Annotated in this window: 21 protein-coding genes and 2 other annotated features; of the genes, 7 read left to right on the forward strand and 14 right to left on the reverse strand. The window is 38.8% G+C overall.

The features are described 5' to 3' along the window. Positions 1 to 35: 35 nt before the first annotated feature. The 10 genes from ACPWSO_RS01915 to ACPWSO_RS01960 form a co-directional block, all read right to left on the reverse strand. Positions 36 to 1,331, reverse strand: a complete 1,296-nt coding sequence (locus ACPWSO_RS01915) for a PTS sugar transporter subunit IIC (RefSeq protein WP_426081082.1) — start codon at positions 1,329 to 1,331, stop codon at positions 36 to 38. A 117-nt stretch (positions 1,332 to 1,448) separates the two neighbouring features. Then, complete coding sequence (locus ACPWSO_RS01920; protein ID WP_426081084.1) at positions 1,449 to 2,150, reverse strand: DUF4310 family protein; 702 nt, start codon at positions 2,148 to 2,150, stop codon at positions 1,449 to 1,451. Positions 2,151 to 2,315: 165 nt separating this feature from the next. After that, positions 2,316 to 3,095 (reverse strand): DUF4311 domain-containing protein, encoded by a 780-nt coding sequence (locus tag ACPWSO_RS01925; RefSeq protein ID WP_426081085.1) that lies wholly within the window; start codon positions 3,093 to 3,095, stop codon positions 2,316 to 2,318. Between the two features lie 24 nt (positions 3,096 to 3,119). Then, positions 3,120 to 3,473, reverse strand: a complete 354-nt coding sequence (locus ACPWSO_RS01930) for a DUF4312 family protein (RefSeq protein WP_426081086.1) — start codon at positions 3,471 to 3,473, stop codon at positions 3,120 to 3,122. Positions 3,474 to 3,845: 372 nt separating this feature from the next. Further along, the gene (locus ACPWSO_RS01935; protein WP_426081087.1) at positions 3,846 to 4,202 is read right to left on the reverse strand and encodes a glycine-rich SFCGS family protein; all 357 of its coding nucleotides are present in this window, start codon (positions 4,200 to 4,202) and stop codon (positions 3,846 to 3,848) included. 28 nt (positions 4,203 to 4,230) lie between these two features. Next, positions 4,231 to 4,572, reverse strand: coding sequence for a PRD domain-containing protein (locus ACPWSO_RS01940; RefSeq protein WP_426081088.1), 342 nt, complete (start codon positions 4,570 to 4,572; stop codon positions 4,231 to 4,233). A gap of 4 nt (positions 4,573 to 4,576) precedes the next feature. After that, positions 4,577 to 6,445 carry a BglG family transcription antiterminator gene (locus ACPWSO_RS01945; protein ID WP_426081089.1) on the reverse strand — a complete coding sequence of 623 codons (1,869 nt, stop codon included), beginning with the start codon at positions 6,443 to 6,445 and terminating at the stop codon, positions 4,577 to 4,579. Between the two features lie 3 nt (positions 6,446 to 6,448). Next, complete coding sequence (locus ACPWSO_RS01950; RefSeq protein WP_426081090.1) at positions 6,449 to 6,646, reverse strand: hypothetical protein; 198 nt, start codon at positions 6,644 to 6,646, stop codon at positions 6,449 to 6,451. A gap of 316 nt (positions 6,647 to 6,962) precedes the next feature. After that, positions 6,963 to 7,952 carry a Gfo/Idh/MocA family protein gene (locus ACPWSO_RS01955; protein ID WP_426081091.1) on the reverse strand — a complete coding sequence of 330 codons (990 nt, stop codon included), beginning with the start codon at positions 7,950 to 7,952 and terminating at the stop codon, positions 6,963 to 6,965. A gap of 238 nt (positions 7,953 to 8,190) precedes the next feature. Beyond that, complete coding sequence (locus ACPWSO_RS01960; protein WP_426081093.1) at positions 8,191 to 8,532, reverse strand: type II toxin-antitoxin system PemK/MazF family toxin; 342 nt, start codon at positions 8,530 to 8,532, stop codon at positions 8,191 to 8,193. Between the two features lie 612 nt (positions 8,533 to 9,144). On the opposite strand from ACPWSO_RS01960, the gene ACPWSO_RS01965 reads away from it, so the two are divergent. Then, entirely contained in the window at positions 9,145 to 9,480 is a 336-nt protein-coding gene (locus ACPWSO_RS01965) for a hypothetical protein (RefSeq protein WP_426081094.1), read from the forward strand. 82 nt (positions 9,481 to 9,562) lie between these two features. On the opposite strand, the gene udk is transcribed toward ACPWSO_RS01965, so the two are convergent. Further along, a complete protein-coding gene (udk, locus tag ACPWSO_RS01970) occupies positions 9,563 to 10,186 on the reverse strand; it encodes a uridine kinase (protein WP_426081095.1) in 624 nt (207 codons plus the stop codon). Between the two features lie 437 nt (positions 10,187 to 10,623). Here udk and ACPWSO_RS01975 point away from each other — a divergent pair, with 437 nt between their 5' ends. Next, on the forward strand, positions 10,624 to 11,076 hold the full coding sequence (locus ACPWSO_RS01975) for a GNAT family N-acetyltransferase (protein ID WP_426081096.1): 453 nt from the start codon (positions 10,624 to 10,626) through the stop codon (positions 11,074 to 11,076). A 68-nt stretch (positions 11,077 to 11,144) separates the two neighbouring features. Here ACPWSO_RS01975 and ACPWSO_RS01980 read toward each other — a convergent pair whose 3' ends face one another. Beyond that, the gene (locus tag ACPWSO_RS01980; protein WP_426081097.1) at positions 11,145 to 11,834 is read right to left on the reverse strand and encodes a YjjG family noncanonical pyrimidine nucleotidase; all 690 of its coding nucleotides are present in this window, start codon (positions 11,832 to 11,834) and stop codon (positions 11,145 to 11,147) included. Positions 11,835 to 11,854: 20 nt separating this feature from the next. Beyond that, positions 11,855 to 12,577: a 16S rRNA pseudouridine(516) synthase gene (locus ACPWSO_RS01985; RefSeq protein ID WP_426081098.1), complete on the reverse strand. Its 723-nt coding sequence runs from the start codon at positions 12,575 to 12,577 to the stop codon at positions 11,855 to 11,857. A 299-nt stretch (positions 12,578 to 12,876) separates the two neighbouring features. Here ACPWSO_RS01985 and ACPWSO_RS01990 point away from each other — a divergent pair, with 299 nt between their 5' ends. From ACPWSO_RS01990 to ACPWSO_RS02000, 3 genes are all read left to right on the forward strand, one after another. Further along, entirely contained in the window at positions 12,877 to 13,491 is a 615-nt protein-coding gene (locus ACPWSO_RS01990) for a 50S ribosomal protein L25/general stress protein Ctc (RefSeq protein WP_426081099.1), read from the forward strand. 253 nt (positions 13,492 to 13,744) lie between these two features. Then, entirely contained in the window at positions 13,745 to 16,168 is a 2,424-nt protein-coding gene (locus ACPWSO_RS01995; RefSeq protein ID WP_426081100.1) for a VaFE repeat-containing surface-anchored protein, read from the forward strand. Between the two features lie 315 nt (positions 16,169 to 16,483). Beyond that, entirely contained in the window at positions 16,484 to 16,807 is a 324-nt protein-coding gene (locus ACPWSO_RS02000; RefSeq protein WP_426081102.1) for a DUF960 domain-containing protein, read from the forward strand. Positions 16,808 to 17,069: 262 nt separating this feature from the next. Here ACPWSO_RS02000 and ACPWSO_RS02005 read toward each other — a convergent pair whose 3' ends face one another. Then, a complete protein-coding gene (locus tag ACPWSO_RS02005; protein ID WP_426081103.1) occupies positions 17,070 to 18,707 on the reverse strand; it encodes a peptide ABC transporter substrate-binding protein in 1,638 nt (545 codons plus the stop codon). A gap of 165 nt (positions 18,708 to 18,872) precedes the next feature. Then, positions 18,873 to 19,100: a binding site (T-box leader), on the forward strand. 84 nt (positions 19,101 to 19,184) lie between these two features. Continuing rightward, positions 19,185 to 19,434, forward strand: a binding site (T-box leader). A 119-nt stretch (positions 19,435 to 19,553) separates the two neighbouring features. Here ACPWSO_RS02005 and ACPWSO_RS02010 point away from each other — a divergent pair. Together ACPWSO_RS02010 and ACPWSO_RS02015 are read left to right on the forward strand one after the other, a co-directional pair. Further along, positions 19,554 to 20,195, forward strand: a complete 642-nt coding sequence (locus ACPWSO_RS02010) for an amino acid ABC transporter permease (protein WP_426081104.1) — start codon at positions 19,554 to 19,556, stop codon at positions 20,193 to 20,195. A 16-nt stretch (positions 20,196 to 20,211) separates the two neighbouring features. Then, positions 20,212 to 20,847, forward strand: coding sequence for an amino acid ABC transporter ATP-binding protein (locus ACPWSO_RS02015; protein WP_426081105.1), 636 nt, complete (start codon positions 20,212 to 20,214; stop codon positions 20,845 to 20,847). The last annotated feature ends 13 nt before the right edge of the window (positions 20,848 to 20,860 follow it).

Raw genomic sequence — 20,860 nt, forward strand, 5'->3', positions numbered from 1 at the left:
TCATTCCACCCTCCCCCATGTATTTGTCAATACTCTTATGCTTTTTCTGCTTCCAGCTCTTTATCAAGCTGTTGTTTTTCATAAATTTTGAAAAACGGATAGTAAATTGCCAGTGTAATCACAAAGTTGATACATACTAGTATGCCTGCCATTACACTATAATCCGTACTCAGCCATGCAGCAATTGGTGCCGGCAGGGTAAAGGCTAAACGCACAGCCATCATAGGAACCACATTTGATATTGTCAGGAAATAAGACAAGGTTGTTGTCACAAGCGGCGCAACAATAAATGGAATCCCAATGATTGGGTTCATAACAATCGGCGTACCAAAAATTACAGGTTCATTAATGTTAAAGATTCCGGGAAGGAAAGATAGTCTTCCTAAGCTTTTTAGATATTTCGATTTTGAAAACATCATTAGTATAACAAGTGCCAGAGTTGTACCCGCACCACCAATCCAAATGAACCACTGTAAGAATTGCTCAGTGAATATATTTGGTAAAGCGTCAGCACTAACTCCACTGATAAACGCTTCGTTATTTTCAGCAATCGACATGTCCCAAAACGGACGAATAACCGGCCCCATGATAGCAGGACCATGAATTCCCAATACCCAGAAGAAACAGATTAAGAACACTGTCAGCAATCCGCCAAACAAACTATTTCCAGCCAATACGCCTTTCAACGGCATTAGTAGATTACTTAAGAAGCCGTTCAAATCAAACCCAACGATATGACGTAGCCCCCAAAACAATAACAGGATAACGGTTCCCGGAATCAAAGCTACAAAGGAATTGGATACTTCAGGCGGAACGCCATCAGGCATCTTAATCGTAATGTTTCTTGAAACAAAGAATCGGTAAATTTCTACAGTCAGAAGTGCTGCCACGATAGCGCCAAATAATGAAGCTGCGCCTAAATTCGCCAAATTAATATAACGCCCTGCATTAATCACCTCTGGAACATCTTCAAAAACCCTTGTAGGAGGTGCCGCTGTTACTAAAAAGGCTACCAGCGCTAAAATCCCACACATTAGCGTATCTAGTTTATAGCTTTGAGCTAAAGAAGAGGCGATCCCAAATGTTGCATATAACGCCAAGATTCCCATCGTATATCTTGATGGAATATCCATTACAGCTTGATAAGGTGCAATGAACTCCATATAGGAATCAATCGGGATATTTTGAAAAAGTGTAAAAAATGAACCCACAATGGTCAATGGCATTGTCGCAATTAACCCTTTTCTAATGGCAACCATATGTCGTTGTGAGCCAAATTTGTTTGCTACAGGCATTAAATGTTGTTCCATCCATAATACAAATCCGTTCATTTTGTTCCCCCCGCTACTAAAGATTATAATGTTATAAAATTATTTCGTTTCCATAATAACACGATACTCTTTTAATGTAAACGGTTTTTACTGTTTCAATGAAGAATTCTGCACTAATTATTGAGTCAACTCAACTGGGAAAAATGCGCCGAAAATCATGGCTCCAAGGATTGCGCCTCCAGCAATAGGTTTTTTCCATGCATAGAAAATCATTGCACCAATTGTTGAACCAATTCCGATAGGAATAGATGCACCTGCTGCACTTAAGATAATCAACGGTCCTAAGAAACGTCCTGATGCATTTCCAGCGCCCATCATTACGTCTGCACCAAATGTTGATCCACCTTGATTAATTGTAAACTTACGAATCAAGATAATGATACCGCCGACAAGTAAGCCCAAAACTGCACCTGTAATTAAAGCTAATGCAAAGTTTTCAATAGGTGCTTTGATGTTCATACTTAACAGAATTGCAGGTACACCAATACCTAATCCAGTTAAAATTGATCCACCTAAATCCAGAATTCCGACTAAAGAGCCTTCTAATATTCTGGCAAACAGGAAGCTGGCTCCAAAAGCTGCAGCTGCACCATATGAACCACCATCAAGCCCTGCCTTCAGCATTGCAACAATGGATACTTCGTTAAAAGCTCCCACACCATGTACTACATACATATGAGTTCCAGCAAAAACAGCGGCAGCCATTAATCCAACTAATATTGGAAATGACCAGTCAGCATACCAAAAGCTTTTTGCTTTTAAAGCTGCCTGAATTTCTATTTCATCTTGTGACCATTCTGCTTTTTCTTGTTCATTCATTTTTTTCTTCCTCCTTACTTATATAAATCATGCAAAGAAAAGATATCATCTGCCGTACCGTTTCATTTTAAAGCTAGTGAAACTGACTGTTAAACGTCCATCATACACAGAAGTGACAACTTCTCATATAACAAAAACTTTCACATGATTTATACGGATATCTAATTATTTCACAGTGAATACATTATGCAGATCATTTAACCAGTTTGGAATGTCCAGTCTGAAGCTTTCAATCATCTGCAGGTCAAAACCACGGAAGAAGCCACTGAATACAAAGAGTAAAATAATCGCTGCCATCATTCCTTTAGTCATACGAGTCCAACCTAGTTCATCAACGCCTTTACCGATTAGAATCCCCAAAACAACACCTGGAACTGCATTGCTCATTACTAATTGAGACAGTCCGCCAAATAATGTACCCCAAAAGCCTGTGCGCTTGCCAGCATCCAAAGCCGCCAGCCAGAACAACACCGGCATAACTGTATTAATCAAAATAGTTGCTGCCGGAACAAGTACAGCTACTGCTGTAACCTGCAGTGATTCCGGAATTGCCGCTGCTGTGCTGTTCAGAAAAGCAACGGTGATGATTCCAGCAATAGCTCCAGCAATCCCCATTTTCTTGGGATCATGAACAGTTTGTGTCACATCTTTATTTTTAATTAGCAATGCTGCTGCTGCCCAGTTTGGTACGATTCGGTGCGTCACATCCTGTGTGAACGCTCCAGCGCCAACTGCTGAAGCCCATGCATTGAAGAAAAATCCCAAACCAAATGAAAAATGAGAAGCTGGGTCTCCCTCTGCGGCATTCATCTCTCCTAATGTTCTAAACGCTCCTAACCCCTGTGTTTGCGGCGCATGGAACATTCTTGCTGCTCCAGCACCTGCTGCAAAGCCAAGTAGTCCGCCAATAATAACTGATTTAAATAGAATAACTATTAAGTCCACTTGCTTTTTCCTCCTTACCCTCTTTTAAATTTTCTTCGTTGTAAACGGTACAGCCACCCCATTAGGATCTGTTCCATCAACTATTTGGAAGGGAACATCCGCCATAGCTATTTTGCTGATTTCCACTTCCACATTTAACTCCACTTCATAACTTGTTCGTTTTCTTGGAAAGAAGAAGAACAGAAAGCGTTCTGTATAATTCTTCTCTACCGCAGAAAGGATATCAATATCAATGGGCTCAATTCGTACCAAGACATCTGTTGACTCTTTTAAGATTTTTTTCGATACATCACTTAAAGCACTGGCAAATGCTGCCGCTTTATTCTCCCCTTTACCTGAGACCTTCACGATTTGAGTAGTTTTTTCCGTTGCGCTCACTGTTCTTCCTCCTATTAATTTTTGTCCACAACAGCCCTGCTTCTCTTTATGGCTGTTGTCTTCTTTGGTGGTCCGGTAGCCAGCATCTCTACGCAGGTACATCCTGCTAGAATGATGGTCCTCCTATTAATTTTTGTCTACAACAGCCCCGTTTCTCTTTTCTGCTGTTGTCTTCTTTGGTGGTCCGTTAGCCAGCATCTCTACGCAGGTACATCCTGCTAGAATGATGGTTCTCCTATTAATTTTTGTCTACAACAGCCCTGTTTCTCTTTATGGCTGTTGTCTTCTTTTATCGTTTGCTGATTAATCTTGCTTATAACTTCTAACTCTTGACCTATTTTCAAAAAAACAGAATCGCTTTTTTAACAATGATTATTCACCATGTTTTTTGACAAAAGCTTCTGTCAAACGCTTCCCAAGCTCTTCCTGGTCCATAAATCCAAAGCCCAGTACAGTTTTACCATCATTAATAGCGGTGATCCCCTCTTCGATTGAGCGCATGCCGTGACGTTCCGGGTAGCCGTATTTATTGGCAGCGGTTAAGGCCCCTGCACCACCGCTTCCACAAAATGAGATGCCCATGTCGGCATTTTCCTGCTGCATAATATCGCCTAAACGCATATCAGCGCCCATTCCTGGAACAACAACTGCACGTCCGCCTGCTGCTTCAACACCCTTTGCGACATTTTGACCTTTACCTAAGCGATCTGCGATTACTACTGTTATCATGTTTATTCCTCCCAAATTTAAATTATTTTTATTCAGCTATATTTTGTTTAGCAGCTTCAAAGTGTATAGATAAAACATACATTTCATCCACTGGTAAATTACCGATATGTTCAACAAGTGCTCCGGCAATTGACAGAGCTTCTTTCGACACCTCTTCAAACATTGCCGGGTCAACACCAGTCATTTTTTCATTTGCTTTTGAACGTTTAATCATCTCATTTACATGATTAATCAAAATCGTCCACTGTAGTTCAGTTGGAACAACTGAAGCTGCTTCCAATAATTCTTCTGTTTTTCTTATTGACTCTTCCAGCTCCTGTTTATACTCAGATTCATTCACAATTTTTTCTGCATCGTCTGTTAATTTCATCTCTTCACTCCTCTCTGATGTAATTCAATAAAGCTGTGATTTCCGCCTGATTAACTGTTAGGTTACTTTTAGCGAATATCTGCTCAATTTGCTCGACTAATTGCTGTTGAGCCATCAGGGTTTCTTTTACGATGTTCCCTTCATTTTCATATTGACCATCAAAAATGATTCGATGGACCATCAACATCACGTGAAGTAGAAAAGCTTCTTTATATTCTTCATTCAGCTTTTCGTTAAAAGCTTTCAGCAACTCTTCATAGATGATGTACGCCCGCATCAGAATATCCCGGCTTTCTGCTTCCAGCCCCCTATTTTCTTTTAAGGGCTGCCTTGGAATCAGTCTAGGAATACTCCCTTCTCGAACACTGGTCAGAATCTTATTGACCTCTTCCTGAATTTGCTGTATATCACCTTCTGAAGGCAACGGATTGACCTTGATAAACGGCCGGTTAGCAACCTCAATGGGAAAAATACTTAAAACCAAATCAGGATTTTTTTCTTCGATGATTTCTGCTGCATTTAATACAGAAGCAAAACCAGCAATTTCAACATTGGATACCTCCTCCAATATTTTCTGCTCAATCAGACTGGTCACTCCCAAGCCGGTTGAACACACATAAACGATTCTTACAACATTAATCTCATGCTGAGTTTTCTCATATGCTACAAGAAAGTGCAACGCAATATACGCAATAAATGAATCGTTAATGAAAAGCGCCGTATTTTTAATATCCCTGCTGCTGGCATGTGTTATTGCTGTAAACAACTGTGGATACTTCGCCTTAATATCATCGACAAAGGGATTGTATTCATTGATGAACAAATGTTTTTTTGTCAGACGCAAGGATAGATGGGCAAATAAATTAGTGAATAGCTGCCTATCCCTATAAAACGGAAAATTAATTTCTTCAGAAACATCCTTGATTAACTTTTCAGTCAGCTGTGCTACATCCTGATGATTTCCCGCTATAAATACATCGCTATAGATATAGAGATATTCATCAGCCAGCAGAGGCAGCTCGTAATGCTCGAACACATTACTCATCAGTAAAAACGGCAGTTCCTGCTTGTCCTTCAGCTCTTCCTGATTCGCCAGTATTTTGTACCCATTCATTGTATGATTCAGCTGCATTCTTGATGCAGCAATTGCTACTCTTAGGGTAATTGAAAGGATCTCAGCATAGTTGAACTGATCGAACAAAGATGGATCCAACAGTTTGGTCATCTCATTCAGCGCCACCTGATAGATTTCCTGGAAAATTGTATTTGCTCCTATACGGACATCAATCAATCGTTTTTGATTACCTGACTGAACAAAGCGGCTCATAATTTGATAGATATCATATTCAGTAATTTCTTTTTGACTGATGTATTCCATTAACAGCCGAACCTTATTCTCTTCTCCCTGAATAGAAAAACCTAGACGGCTCTGCCGCTCAAGCTCCAAGTCATAACCTTCAATGAATTCTTCCAAACGATCTAAATCCTTTAGAACTGTATTTCGACTAACTTGAAGTTCGTCTGCCAGCTCTTGCGATGTTAGATAATCTTTCGTCAGAACCATGCGAAAGATTAAGTGATTCATTCGCAGCTCTTGATCCGGATAGGTTTCAAACCGATCAACCTCTAAAACCTCATTTTTTAATGTCAGTCGTTCTGAATCAGGAAGCTCCAGCCAAATTCCTTTGTTTCTTCGTGACTGAAGACTAATGCTTCTTTCCTGAAACCATTCACGGACATTGTCTAAATCATACTTGATTGTGCGAACACTCACATTGAAAGCTTCAGCTAGCTCCTTTGTTGTAATACTGTCTTCCAAGTCCAAAAGCATTAGTAAAATATTGATTTCTCGTTTTGATAAGTGCAGTGACATTCCTTACTCACCTTCATTCCTTCTCCTTACATCTGCAACTATAGCTTGATTTCCTTTAGGGAACAACACAAAAAAGTTGCACTTTTGTAAGTGCAACTTTATCCAAATGTTTTTTGTAACGGCAAAAGAAACCAGACCTGCTTTCCACTTAAATCCTTCGTATTCATTTTGAAAACGCTGTACAGTCAAGTCTTTTTTCATATAATTAAGTGCAATCCCTTAAAAAAATATCGGATTGTAAAAGGTTGCACTTACCTCCATTTCTGGTTAGGTGCCCTTATTTTAAGTACAAAAAAAAGAAGATAAAATATCTTCTTTTTTTCTACAGTACCCATATTAACATACAGATAGATGGATTTTCTCCACAAAAATTCCATCCGACACCTACAATCCGGTAGTGATGAGTGAACATCCGTGCCTCTGTTTCAACTAACCACCAGCCGATAAATCGGAACAATCAAGATTGTCTGGTTAAGTCAACTCGTCGCATGTCCTAAAGTCTAACATAATTTATTTTTTATTTCAACTTTTCTTCGTCTAAATCTCCGTCTTTAAACCATTGTCTATACATACTTTCTACAAGACTAACTGTTTCTTTTGTTATTTTTTCAGTCATTATCGGGCTTTCTTTCAGCCCTTTTTCAAGACACTCATTCACATGGTCAACTTCAAAGGAGAACTCGCTGTCAAATTCACTTGTTAAGTATTCCTCTGAGCCATCCTCATACCGAACTACTCCTTCGGCAGATTTCCAGAAATTCGGAATCTCAATACGTCCCTTTTCACCATAGATGACCAGTTCATTAGGTAAATCCAATTCCACTGTAATAAAAATACTAGCTAGTATCTGGTTGGGAAAGGTTACGGCTAGCTCGAAACGGTCATCTGTTTTCCCAGGTACTATAGAAGCTTGTCCTGAATAGCTTTCAGGCGTCGCATTTAGTACATACTGTATGTATTCTAACGGATAACTGCCGGAACCATGAAGGGCTCCTCCACCCGCTTCCAGAGAATGGAACCAAGGCAGATGGTCGATATTAGGATAGGCAGTGACTGAACGTATATACTTGATTTTGCCTATTTTTTCTTGCTGAATAATGTCTCTTACCATTGCTGTCACCGGTAAAAATACTGCTTTTTGTGCCTCCATCAAAAAACAGTTCTGCTGCTTTGCCAGCAAGAACAGTTCCTCTGCCTCAGCTAAGGTTAATGTGAAAGGTTTCTCCAATAGCACATTTTTTTTATTTTCCAGCGCTAGTTTAGCTGCAGCATAATGCCCTTTATTATAGGTTGCAATATAAACAATATCGACTTCTTCATCCTGACATAGCGCTTCATAGCTGCCGTAAGCTTTCGGTATCTGCAGTTTCTCAGCCAGTTGCTGAGCTCTGCTGAGCTCTCTTGCTGCAATCGCAACAGCCTCTCCAGCTGCACTTTCCCTAATTCCCTGTACAAACCTTGGTACGATTTGTGCTGTACTCAAAATACCATAACGAATCTGTTTCATGCTGCCGCCTCCTTTATTATTATGTTTACACTACACTGAAAATAAAGAAAACTCAAATCTTGACTAAATAAAAATAAGGGCTGAGACAATAGTATGCCTTCTGCCCTAAAATCGAATAAATCTTGTTTCAAATTTGATTACAAATAAAAGGTAAACATCTAAAACTTTCGGGTTTCACCGTAGTTTTCAGACATGTCCTTAGTCATTCAATCGTTTTCTATGTATCTACCAAAATGGTCTATCGGATGCCAATGCTTACTTTCAGCGCCTGATTTACTTTTTCCATATCACCTTCATGAAGTTTACAAATTTTCTGCAGAATCCGCCCTTTATCCAGCGTTCGAATCTGCTCCAGCAAAATCAGAGAAGGGGTCATCTCTTCCTCGTGTGGAATGTTAACCTTGACCTGGGTTGGCTGCATCTTTTTTCTAATATTTCTAGTAATGGGTGCTACAATCAGTGTTGGGCTGAACAAATTTCCTTTATTATTTTGAATAATTAAAACAGGGCGAATTCCTCCCTGTTCAGAACCCACTACTGGTGAAAGATTTGCGTAAAATATTTCTCCCCTTCGAATCATCTTTCTTATCTCCCTCTTTCCAAGAAAAACCTTTTTTACAAATTATAACATGATTCGTACAGAAATGTTTTTCAAGAATTTCCAAAAAAATGCAAAAAATTGATAATCGATAGCAGAATATACGACAATTTATCAAAAAAACCTGTTTATTTCTTAAAATAAAAATCTTTCTGATTATTTTAACGTATTTTTGGTTTTTTCAAGATGATTCATCAGATTATTAGAATATTGTTATTACATATGATAAGATAATATTTGTAGTACTAGTTATTTTTTCTCTTGTGATTCCCATTAAGGATTTTATATACGAAACTAAGAACAGACACTGCTTCAACCGTTTAGAATTCTTTTCTTGGGTTAGCTTGTCCATTTAACTCAACCAAAGCTCTTACGCTGAACAGCAGAAAAATCCACATTCATTTCCACTGAAGATTAATGAGCTAGCCAACGTACAGAAATACAGTTGGCTTTTTGAATTAGCTAACGTAAATAAGCCCGTTTTGTGGAAGCCCAAACAAGGTTATCGATTGATTTTATTTAATGGAAACTATCTGAATTTACTCAAGGGATGAAATATGTTGGAATTACCAAATTCAATAGAAGGAGTACTAGATGAATATTTATTCGGTTAAAGTTTCACCTAATCGACCATTTAACAATTCTGAGCTCACTTATTTACTAGAAAGATGTGCCATTCTTTCAAAAAAGGCCAAGGCACTGGATTATATTAAGGAATGTCATTATAGATACGACAGTGAAACCGAAACTTTCAAATTCGATTTTGTCTGTATTCATGATAAACACTTTTCTTTTAGCATCGTAAAAGATGACCGATTAGATGATTATATTTTTTCCATGCAAAAATATGAGAAATGGTCTGTTTTAAAAAAAGAATTTCTTAAGTCTCTAGCAGTTATTCATCAGCTGCATACAGAAGCGCATAGTTAGAAAAAAATATATACAGTAAAAAACCGAAAGCCTTCTAGTAGCTTTCGGTTTTTCATATTCTTCCTGGCAATTCAACTTAAAATCAGCCGAGGATACTTTTAACTTTTGTTGTAATCAAATCTATCGCTACATGATTTTCTCCGCCTTCGGGCACAATAACATCCGCGTAACGCTTTGTTGGTTCAATAAATTGATGGTACATAGGCTTAACCACTGTCAAATACTGTTCGATCACTGAATCCAGTGTCCGTCCCCGCTCTTCCATATCTCTTTTGATACGGCGAATAATTCGAATATCATCATCTGTATCAACATACAGTTTGATATCCATCAGCTCGCGAAGTCTTGGATCTTCCAGAATCAAAATTCCTTCAAGAATAATTACTTCCTTTGGTTCCTGAATAATAATATCAGAACTTCTGGTATGCGCTACATAATCGTATACTGGTTTTTCAATTTTTTCATAGCTCAGTAATTGTTTTAAATGATCAATCAGTAAATCTGTGTCAAAAGCAAAGGGATGGTCATAGTTTGTAGTTAATCTTTCCTCAAAACTCAAATTACTTTGGTCTTTATAGTAAGAATCTTGTTCCAGCATCATAATTGAATGATTCGGAAAATGGTTAAAAATCGCCCGGCTAACACTCGTTTTTCCGCTGCCGGATCCACCTGTAACCCCAATGATTATCGGTTGCTTGTTTTTCATGCAGTTAAACCTCTTTCTTTATTCAGCAAATAGCCATTATCACTCCTTTCTATTATAATAAAAAGACAGAAGAATGCTACTGAAAATTCATTTTTTTTAGAATCAATTACGTAAATAACGTTAAAGTCTCTATGCATGAAGAATTTTTAGCTGCCAGTTCTACTTGTGCAGGAACCTTTAGTAGAATGGTAGGCGTACGAAAATAAGAATGATTGCGATAAGCAAGCATTTCCTTACTATGAGCTAGCTGCCAGTTCTACTTGTGCAGGAACCTCTAGTAGAATGGTAGGCGTACGAAAATAAGAATGATTGCGATAAGCAAGCATTTCCTTATTACCCAAGAACTTTTAGAGGAAAAATCGGCACACAAATATCCTGTGCAATCATCAGAATTCATACTTGTTAAGGAATTTAATTATTTTCAGGAGGAAAAAACTATGATTATCCACTTAACTAAAGAGTTGACTAAACAGCACTACCAGTTGCTTTTGGAAGCTGATCCTTCAAAAAAACTAGTTGATGATTATACAAAGCGGGGGCAGGTCTATACTATTTCTGATGCGGATTGTCTTATCGGCATCATCGTTTTACTGCCAACAAGACCAGACACACTTGAAATTGTCAATCTTGCAGTTAATGAACTATATCGAAAACAGGGCTATGCACAGCAGTTGATTACCCATGCTTTTACAACTGCTAAAAAGCACGGCTATAAAACAATAGAAATCGGAACTGGAAGCACTAGCTTGAATCAGCTCTACTTATATCAAAAATGCGGATTCCGTATGACAGGAATTGATAAAGATTTCTTTATACGTCATTATGATAAACCTATCATAGAAAACAACCTACAGCTTAAAGATATGGTGCGCTTAAGTCTTGACCTATAAGAAATAAGTAAATAGCCCTTTTACCGTTATGTTTATAACGGTAAAAGAGCTATTTACTGCTTCATTTCTCAGCCTAATATGGTGAACAGCTCATCCAGCCGGCTGATTTCATAAGACGGCTGAATTTTTGTTTCAGTTTGTTTAGTTACTTTTGCAGGGTTTAGCCAAACTGTTTCAATATTGGCCTGATTTCCCCCGGCGATATCTGAATTCAAAGAGTCTCCGATAATCATGGTCTTTTCCTGCTCAAAATTTGGGATACGCTCAAAGACATAATCAAAATATTCCTTCATTGGTTTCTGATAGCCTACCTCTTCCGAAACAAAAATATCTTTAAAAAGAGGCAGCAGCTTTGAATCCGTCAACCTTTTATACTGAGTTGAAGCAATGCCGTTTGTTACTACATATAAGTCATAATCTGCATGCAGCTGTTCCAGTATCTGCTTGCTGTCTCCCAATAAATCATGACCGTTACTTAAATGATTCATATAGCGGGCGCCTAGTTCTTTCCCGTCAGCTTTTCTTCCCAACTCTTCAAATAGTAAACCAAAACGGGTTTCACTAATCGTTTCTTTTTTTACTTTGCCCCGTTCAAAATCCTCCCATAGTTGACGGTTAATCCGATCATATTTCTGTCGAATTTCGTTAGTCAAAACTAGTTTTTCCTCTGAAAACAATGTGTATAAAGCCTTCTTTTCAGCAGCTTTAAAATCCAATAAAGTATCATCTACATCAAAAAGCAATGTCTTATAATTCATTTCCCCACTCATTTCTATAGTTATTTCTTGAAGTATAACATTAGCAGCTTCAATTCTTCAGGCTCTAATCGCCGATACTCACCTGGTTTCAGCTTCGAATCTAAAAATAAGCTCCCCATACTTAGACGTTTCAGATAGATCACCTTTTTGCCAACAGACAAAAACATTTTTTTAACTTGATGAAACTTGCCCTCCTGAATATCAAGATATGCCAGGCTTTGCTTAGAGGAACTGGAAAGAATATGCAGTTCCGCAGGCTGACATTGTTGTCCACCAGTAAAAGTGATACCTTCCGCAAATTGGCGGCAGTCTTCTATGCTTAGAGGTTCGTTTACTATTACCTCGTAACGTTTAACAACTTTTTTACTGGGATGAATCAGCTGATAACCTAGTGGCCCATTATCCGTAATCAAAAGTAGTCCTTCGGTGTCTCTATCCAGTCTTCCCACTGGATAGAGTTTTTCATTTTTGTCCCTATCTGCCAGAAGGTCCAGTACGGTAGTATGCTTAGCGTCCTTAACCGCTGTCACAGCCCCCTTCGGCTTGTTCATCATAAAGTAAGAATGACCAGTTGTTTTCAATGTCTTCTCAAAAATTTTTATCTCCTGAATGACCGGATCAACATTCATCCCTTCACTTTCTGCCGGCTTTCCATCTACTGTCACTGCCTTCCTTAGAAGCAGTCGTTTAACAGCCTTTTTCGAACCTATCTTTTCTCTCTCCAACAGCTTATCTAAACGCATCGTATTTTCCTCAATCTACTCATTCAATAATCATTAATTATACATAAAATTGGTTAAGTTACAAACAGAAAATATCGCTTTCCTTGACTTAAAGTCAAAAGCACGTTAAGGTTAAAGAGTAAAGTGAATCAGCGGTTTCTCAAAAACAGCGTAATGACCTGGAAGAGAAAAGTATTATAGTCATATTTCAGGGGATAATTCTGTTGTAATTATCCTCTTTCTGTTTTCCTTGAAATTTTTATGTTGTATTTTTGTTTAACCAATTAAATTCACTCACTATTGAAGGAGGAATTTAGGTTATGTCAGTATCATTAGAAGTTACAGAAAGAGCCGTCCGTCCCCGTTCACTTAGAAATGAGCTACGTCACTCAGGTAAAATCCCAGCAGTTGTTTACGGCTATGAAATCGAAAGTACGCCTATTACAGTCGACGGAAAAGAATTAGCCAAAATTTTACGCGACACTGCTGCGAACACAGTAATTGCGCTATCCCTTGAAGGGAAAAAAATCAATACGTTAATATATAAAACGCAACTGGATACTTTCACTGGTCAAATCAAACACATTGAGTTTCTGGCTGTAAATATGAAAGAAGAAACTGAAGTAGAAGCTGAAATCTCTTTAGTCGGAGAAGCGGAAGGTGTTAAAATTGGTGGTGTACTTACTCAAAACTTATACACTGTCCTAGTATCAGCAACACCAGAAAATCTACCTGAAAAAGTTGAAGTTGATATTAGCAAGCTAGCCATCGGAGATGCCTTAACTGTGGCTGACCTTCCTAAAAATGATGCCTTTACGATTGTCACAGATGGTGAAGAACAGGTTGTCAGCGTCACTGAAGCACAATCTGAAACAGCGGAAGATGAAGTACCGGCAGCACCGGCTGAACCCGAAGTTATCGGTGAAGAAGAATAGAATAGTCTCCTAAGCAATCTGTGAGCCATGCGGCTCGCAGATTTTTTTATTTTTAAGTTAATTCATTTCAGTTTTTTTTACGAATTTATTCTTGAAAGGCAAATTAAGAGTTCATAGAAAGGAGGAAAGCAACAGTTTAAATTTTCCTGATTAATCACCATACTTAACTTGCCTTCACGCTTCGTAAAATGAATCAATGCTAAAAAAACTTTTCAAAGCACTGATTACCTTATAACTTGAAAGGAGAAAATAAATGACAAAATTCCCAAGCCTTAGAAAGGGGTGGTTGGCACAGCTGAAAAAGGCAGCCGTCTGTTCCACGCTGCTTTTCTCACTGTTCCAAAGCCCTGTGCTTGCTCAAGCACTCACTCCATCAGAAGTCCAGCAAACAGAAGAGAATACCTATATTGAAAAAGAAAATTTCTCTCTTGATACTCCTCTAACAGCTAATCCCCCCTCCTCAACAGCACTCCCCGCACTTGATTCTCTAGTGCCTCATCTTCAAGTTATCCAGAAGAATAGAGCAGAAATAAACGGTTTTAACCTTCAAGGTCTAACGCGTCAGGAAATCATTGAACTGGCTGAACAGCGCTACGGCGACTATGCAGCCGCCGATCCTGGTTTCGGCCTACAAGTGACGACTGAATTCGGCGAGACTATTGATATCCCTTTTTCCAGAAAAGGCGGAAAAGCCTCCGGAACTGCCAGTGAGATGTACCCTTATACGTGGCATGTAACACATGAATCTCAAGGCAGCTCTTGGTACGGCTGGGGTTCCTATCTTGAAATCTATCATATTGATGGAAAATTAGCTTATTGTGTAGAACCAGGGGTCGTTTTTCAGCCCGGAGCAGGATTTACTCAGCAGACAGAATTCGCTGGAATGACTCCCGAGCAAAAAGAAGAAGTTAATCTAATTGTGAACTTCGGTGCAAAAGAAACAGACTCTGTGGAGTTCAAAGTTGCGACTAACTTTGCTATTTGGGAAGCAATGGGCTATCAGCTGCAGGACCTTAATCTGAGTAATTACGCTGACTATAAAAAAACAATCTATCAAAACATTGCAAATTACCAAAAAAAGCCAGCTATCCACCAAAAAGAATACACTGTAAAGGTTGGTGAATCATTAACAATCACAGATGATGAGAACCTGTTAGCCGGATTTACACTTAGCAGTACACCATCTTTCAGCATCAGTCATGATGGAAACTCTGTCACGGTCACCCCAAGTGCTGTCTCTAAAAGTGAAACCATTCATTTCTCAAAAGAAGGGTATTATTCCGGCAGCCAGTACTTTTACGTAAAAAACAACGCCCAGTCGGTAACCACTGGCGGCAGTGCTGTACCGACAACTGTTTCTTTGAAAATCAATGTCTTGGCTAATCCATCCGTAGGAACTATTTTAGCCACAATTGATGGTGGTAAAGAAATCGACAGCCGTAAGGAACAAATCCTTGAAGACCAGATTCAGTATAAGAACTTCCCCCCCGGTCCTTACACCCGGCTAACAAAGCTTCTTAAGCTTAACGAACAAAATGAAGCCGGCGAAGTCGTCTTCCAACAGGCAGATTCTATTCTTATTTCTCAGTCGGACGGGATAGATTCAGCTCGTTTAATCATTCCAGCTGATACGTTTAAAGCCAATAGTAAGTATGTCTGTTTTGAATATTACTATACAGGCTCAGAGATGGAGGAGAAGAATCTATTTGCACAACACACAGACGCTACAGACGCAGATCAGACAGTTTATACAAATAGCTTGCCGATTGTAGGGACTGTGATGGCTAGCATCGATGGTGAAAAGCTTATTGATAGCCGCAAAGAAAATATACTTATCGATTTTATCGACTATCAGTACTTCATCCCTGGTGAGTATACTCGAGTTACTCAACTGATTAAGCTTGATGATACACAAAATGCCAGTCAAATTATTTACGAGCAGGTAAGTGAGGTTCAGATAGATGAAGCAAACGGTCAAGATACAGCAGAACTAATCATTCCAGCTGATACATTTTTACCAGGAGACAGTTATGTCTGCTTTGAGTATTACTATACTGAAAAAAATACTGATGCAGAATATCTTTTTGCTAGTCATACGGACCCAAAAAGCACCAGCCAGACAGTCTATGCAAATGAATTACCTCTTGTAGGTACTGAACTGCTCACCAGCGAAGGGGGCAAAACCATTGATGCAACCGTCGACAATCATTTGGAGGATTGGATTACCTATGAAAACTTTCTTCCCGGCACTTACACTCGAGTTACTCAGCTTCTAGAAATTGTCAGTGGAAAAGAGCCAAAAATCGTCATTGAAAATAAAGACGTGGTCACGATCGAAGCTTCTTCTGGAACGGATAAAGCCGTGTTCAACATTCCTGCAAATACACTTAATCCAGCAGCTAAGTATGTTTGTTTCGAATATTACTATACAGGAGAAAGCACAAAAAAAGAGCAGCTGTTCGCAGAACACACTGACTCAAATGACGAGAAACAGACGATTAACACAGAGAAACTTGCTGTTAAAGAAATTGAATCAGAACAGAAAAAACAAGCTTCTAGCGGCTTGCTTCCAACTACTGGAGAAATAAGCGCTCAGTTTTCCTTGATTATCGGTCTAGTATTCCTTCTGATTCTCAGCTTATTTGTCTATAAAAAATCAAGAAAAGAAAAATCTTAATCTCTTATCTTAGAGAAAATTCTCTGGTTCAAGACAGAAAAAAGGAAAGTTATTATTGTTTGCTGTATACTACTATGTAAATCCTATTAAAAATGTAAGATAGTTTTATTTCCATTTATCCAGTCTCTAGCACAAACATCGTTGTTGGAAAAGTTGTCATTTAACTCAAACAACCATACAGATATTTAGAAACTATCCAGCTTTTTCTTTATGGGCTTATTTTTCTATCATGTGTTTCTGTATAGCAGCGCCAGCATTCATAATGGGAAATTTTTAGCAGGATTTATAGAGTAAGTGAAACGAGGAGGGATTCTTATGTTTGAATCATTTGACAGAAGCCGCAGCCGCTATGCTTCCTTTGGTGTTGTTTCCAGTCTTCCAGGAGAATTGATTGACAGTATCTGGCTGATTATAGACTTGAATTTAAAAGGAGTTATTCCGTTAACAAATATGCTGACCTTTGATTTAGTCAACAACAACGGAAAAATTACTCTGCGTTTCTCTCAGGAGTTCAGTGATGTAGAAATGGCTGTAGATTTAGCCTACAACTACTCTCCTGATTATCCAGATCGAGTGTTTGCATTTGATGATGGAAAAAGAGAAACCATCCTGTTGCCAACCGAAATTTCAGAACATTAAGAAATAGAACAATAAATAAGCTGTCTGAAAACCGAAATTGCTTTCAGACAGCTTATTTTTCTATGTCAAGCTGCATTGATGGGACAACATTTGGCGATGATTGCTCTCCACAATCATCTTCATTTTCGTCCCCATACCATTCTGGTATATGCACATGCTATTTTGTTAATAGGTAAAATAATCACTGGATTTTCTTGGAAATCAGAAAATCCAGTGATTATCGTATTTAAATGTATTAATTATTTATGGTGTTCCGTTGCTCTTATTCTTCTACATAAGCAGTCCGGTAAGAAATCGTCCGTCCAAATGAAAATACCTGAAGCTCTTTTAATCGATCAGATTTTAAATAACCAATCGCTCCCTGATACAACGGTAAAACTGCGGTATCTTGCTCTATAAGAATTTTCTCTAAATCCAGCAGTTCTTTCCAACGCTTCTCCGGCTCATTGGCTAAAGTAATTCGAGCATCGTTCAACCCAGCATCATATTTTGGATTATCATATCCAGCTGTATTTAAGCCGCTTTTAGAGTCGTAAAATTCCAAAAAGTTAATTGGATCAGCATAATCTGGCGTCCATGTACCAAAAACCAAATCAAAATTACTATCCGTCTGCAAATCAAGTCGGTTCTGCAGGGGAACTGATTTAAGAACAATTTTCAGTCCAGAAAGATTTTGCTGCAGCTGTCCTTGAACAAACTCAATCGTCTTTTTGGCAATAGCAGAATCAGCAGATAACAATTCTAGTTCGATTTCTTCTTTTCCAAGCTCCTGCTTTGCCAGCGCCCATTCTTTTTTAGCTGCTTCTAAATCATAGGCTAAAAAATCACCATTTTCTTTGCGGAAGTCTTCTCCAGTTTCAGGATTTTTCGCAAAATCCTTAGGAACAAATCCGTTTAGCGCTGTCGAGCCATCTCCTAAAATATCGGTCGTAAATGCTTCTTTGTCAATCGCCTGCAAAATTGCCTTACGAGCATGAACATTTCCAGTTACTTCACGTTTATGATTAGGGCTTAAATAACCCACTAATGCCTTAGGAACAAAATAGGCTTGTGGCGAATCCTTGTATTGAAGTGCATACGTATCAGCCAGCCCGGTATAATCTAAATCCCCATTATCAAAAAGATTTGCTCCAGTAGAAATTTCTTTTACAACCTGCACGTTGATAGTATCTAGCTTTACATTTTTTTGATCCCAATAATCAGGATTTTTAGATAATGTCCAGCTCTCAGTCGTTCCATCCCAACCGGAAATCAGAAAAGGACCATTCCCTACAAAATCATCAGAAGAAGTACCGTAAGCTGTCCCCTTATCGTTGGCAAATTTTTCATTTTTCGGCATAAAAGGTGTACCCACCAAAGCTTGAGCTAGATAAGGTGCTGGATACTCCAATGTCAGCTCTAAGGTTTGATCATCTAAAGCCTTCACACCAAAATCATCCAAGGAAGCCTTTCCTTCACGAATTTTCCTGCCGTTTTTAAATATATCCATCTGATTGCTGCTGCTTGATCCGTAAGCGGGGTCAACAACATTTTTGAAAGCAAACACAAAATCACCTGCCACAACAGGATCCCCATTTGACCATTTTGCTTCTCTTAATTTAAAAGTGTAAACCTGACCATCCTCACTGACTGTGGGCTCTGCTGCTGCCATTGCCAATTCCGGATCTTGGTTTTTATTCAATCGGTACAGCCCTTCAGACACCTGACCAATCATATCTGAGCTATAAACATCTGTATACTGCGCACTGTCCAATGTTGACAGCTCACCTCCGGAAGCCACATTGATTACCTGTTCTGCTTCATTTTTCTCTTCAGTAGAATTACTACTGCTTTGCTGACCCGTACTGCATGAACTCAAAATCAGAACCGCTGCTGCTGCCAGTAAACTAAATTTTTTCATCCTCTTTCCCCCTTTGAAACCATTCGTTCAACAGCTCACAAAATACCAGCTGTTATTTTGTTTTCTTCTCTTTATTTTACCTGAAAAAAATTGATTGCTTAACTTATATGCTTACAAACATTTATTTTTTTAGTTGACAGAAAGGAAGACGGGTGATAAAGTTATAAAAAAACAGAGAACAGAAGAGTAGCTTTGCTGATTGAAACAGAGAGTCTTTGGCTGGTGGAAAAAGACACAATACAAAGTGAACCACATCTGGGAGTTGATTTGCTGAAGGAAGTAGGCAGATTCGGGTAAGCCCGTTACAGCATAAAGTCATACATTGACTTTTTAAGACTGTTACTTGTGAGAGTACAGTGAACAAAGGTGGAACCACGATATTTCGTCCTTTGGCATTTATTGCCAAAGGACTTTTTTATTTTCAATATTGCAGCAGGCAGTACGTTATGCTATTGCTGCCAAGTCATTAAAATACAATAAAAACTAATGCACAGAACAAGTAGTTCCCGATTACTTCTGTCCAGAGAATGCCTTATTTGCTGAAAGAGGCAGCTGAAGTCCGGTAATGAACACATCTGAAAAAGTCAGTTTCTGAACAAATATAGTAGGAAGCTGCGGAACGCTCACCGTTACTGAGGAAACATTCAGAAAAATCTGAATGTTCACAAGATTACTGTTCGAAAGTCAGTAGTGAATTGAGGTGGAACCGCGAATCTTCGCCCTCTTGGCTAACGCCGAGAGGGCTTTTTTTATAAATCAGCTGAACACTCAGCAAAAAATCAGAACATCTATATAGATGACACTAAAGATTGGAAATTTATATAGATAGCTATTGGAGGAAGTAAGATGGAATATGTATGGGAAATTTTACCTGCTTTATTAAGCGGGGCAGCAATGACGATGAAAGTTTTTATCTTTACTTTATTAGGATCAATTCCTTTAGGGATTGTCGTTGCTTTTGGATTACAAACACGCTTCAAACCGCTAACCTATTTAATCAATACGTATGTCTGGTTAATGCGGGGAACACCTTTACTGCTGCAGCTGATTTTTGTTTTTTATGGCTTGCCTTTAGTAGGCATCGTTTTTGAACGTTATGATGCTGCTCTTTTTGCTTTCATTTTAAACTATGCAGCCTACTTTGCCGAGATTTTCCGTGGTGGCATTCAATCTATTCCCCAAGGTCAATACGAAGCCGCAAAGGTACTGCGGTTAACCAAACTGCAGACGATTCAGAAAATCATTTTGCCCCAGGTAGTAAAAATTGTTCTGCCTTCAATTGGCAACGAGGTAATTAATCTTGTTAAAGATACTTCGTTGATTTATGTCTTGGGTTTAGGGGATCTTCTAAGAGCCGGAAAAATTGCGATGAGCAGAGACGTGACAATTTTACCGCTGGCATTAGTGGGAATTATCTATCTACTATTTACAGCACTTCTAACACTTGCATCTAAAAAAATCGAAAAATACTATCAGTATTATAGATAATCGAGGAGGTACAGACATGTTGACAATAAAAAATTTAACCAAACAATTCGACGGTCGAACGATTATCGACCAGCTATCTATGGATATCCCTGACGGAGAAATATTAACCATTGTTGGTCCTTCCGGCGGCGGTAAAACTACTTTACTACGGTGCCTTGCCGGGCTAGAAACAATTGACGCTGGTGAGCTTAGAATAGATGGAGCAGTTTTTGATCCTGTTATGATGGATAATGCTGACCAAGTAGTAGGAATTGTTTTTCAGGATTTCCAACTATTTCCTCATCTCTCTGTTCTTGACAACGTTACCTTAGCGCCTGTTCTCTCCCTAAAACAATCCAAACAGGAAAGCATTAACGAAGCGTTGGAACTGCTTGACCGGCTAGGTCTTTCCGGAAAAGAAACACTCTATCCTTATCAACTTTCCGGCGGGCAAAAGCAGCGGGTAGCTTTAGCTCGTGCATTAGCTATGAAGCCAAAGGTTCTAGGCTATGATGAACCAACAAGTGCACTAGACCCGGAATTACGGCAGCAGGTAGAAGCAGTTATTTTAGGCTTAAAAGAAGAAGGAATCACTCAGATTGTTGTTACTCATGACATGCACTTTGCGGAGAATATCGCTGATCAATTATTAACGGTTGCTCCGGTTCAATAGAAAGGAACATTTT

It is taken from the genome of Enterococcus sp. LJL51, from assembly GCF_049894025.1.
Classification (GTDB): Bacteria; Bacillota; Bacilli; order Lactobacillales; family Enterococcaceae; genus Enterococcus_L.

Bases quoted from the DNA above. Each gene is read 5' to 3' on its own strand.
- ACPWSO_RS01915 (WP_426081082.1), bottom strand. From the start codon at position 1,331: ATGAACGGATTTGTATTATGGATGGAACAACATTTAATGCCTGTAGCA.
- ACPWSO_RS01920 (WP_426081084.1), bottom strand. From the start codon at position 2,150: ATGAATGAACAAGAAAAAGCAGAATGGTCACAAGATGAAATAGAAATT.
- ACPWSO_RS01935 (WP_426081087.1), bottom strand. From the start codon at position 4,202: ATGATAACAGTAGTAATCGCAGATCGCTTAGGTAAAGGTCAAAATGTC.
- ACPWSO_RS01940 (WP_426081088.1), bottom strand. From the start codon at position 4,572: ATGAAATTAACAGACGATGCAGAAAAAATTGTGAATGAATCTGAGTAT.
- ACPWSO_RS01945 (WP_426081089.1), bottom strand. From the start codon at position 6,445: ATGTCACTGCACTTATCAAAACGAGAAATCAATATTTTACTAATGCTT.
- ACPWSO_RS01950 (WP_426081090.1), bottom strand. From the start codon at position 6,646: ATGAAAAAAGACTTGACTGTACAGCGTTTTCAAAATGAATACGAAGGA.
- ACPWSO_RS01955 (WP_426081091.1), bottom strand. From the start codon at position 7,952: ATGAAACAGATTCGTTATGGTATTTTGAGTACAGCACAAATCGTACCA.
- ACPWSO_RS01960 (WP_426081093.1), bottom strand. From the start codon at position 8,532: ATGATTCGAAGGGGAGAAATATTTTACGCAAATCTTTCACCAGTAGTG.
- ACPWSO_RS01965 (WP_426081094.1), top strand. From the start codon at position 9,145: ATGAATATTTATTCGGTTAAAGTTTCACCTAATCGACCATTTAACAAT.
- udk (WP_426081095.1), bottom strand. From the start codon at position 10,186: ATGAAAAACAAGCAACCGATAATCATTGGGGTTACAGGTGGATCCGGC.
- ACPWSO_RS01975 (WP_426081096.1), top strand. From the start codon at position 10,624: ATGATTATCCACTTAACTAAAGAGTTGACTAAACAGCACTACCAGTTG.
- ACPWSO_RS01980 (WP_426081097.1), bottom strand. From the start codon at position 11,834: ATGAATTATAAGACATTGCTTTTTGATGTAGATGATACTTTATTGGAT.
- ACPWSO_RS01985 (WP_426081098.1), bottom strand. From the start codon at position 12,577: ATGCGTTTAGATAAGCTGTTGGAGAGAGAAAAGATAGGTTCGAAAAAG.
- ACPWSO_RS01990 (WP_426081099.1), top strand. From the start codon at position 12,877: ATGTCAGTATCATTAGAAGTTACAGAAAGAGCCGTCCGTCCCCGTTCA.
- ACPWSO_RS01995 (WP_426081100.1), top strand. From the start codon at position 13,745: ATGACAAAATTCCCAAGCCTTAGAAAGGGGTGGTTGGCACAGCTGAAA.
- ACPWSO_RS02000 (WP_426081102.1), top strand. From the start codon at position 16,484: ATGTTTGAATCATTTGACAGAAGCCGCAGCCGCTATGCTTCCTTTGGT.
- ACPWSO_RS02005 (WP_426081103.1), bottom strand. From the start codon at position 18,707: ATGAAAAAATTTAGTTTACTGGCAGCAGCAGCGGTTCTGATTTTGAGT.
- ACPWSO_RS02010 (WP_426081104.1), top strand. From the start codon at position 19,554: ATGGAATATGTATGGGAAATTTTACCTGCTTTATTAAGCGGGGCAGCA.
- ACPWSO_RS02015 (WP_426081105.1), top strand. From the start codon at position 20,212: ATGTTGACAATAAAAAATTTAACCAAACAATTCGACGGTCGAACGATT.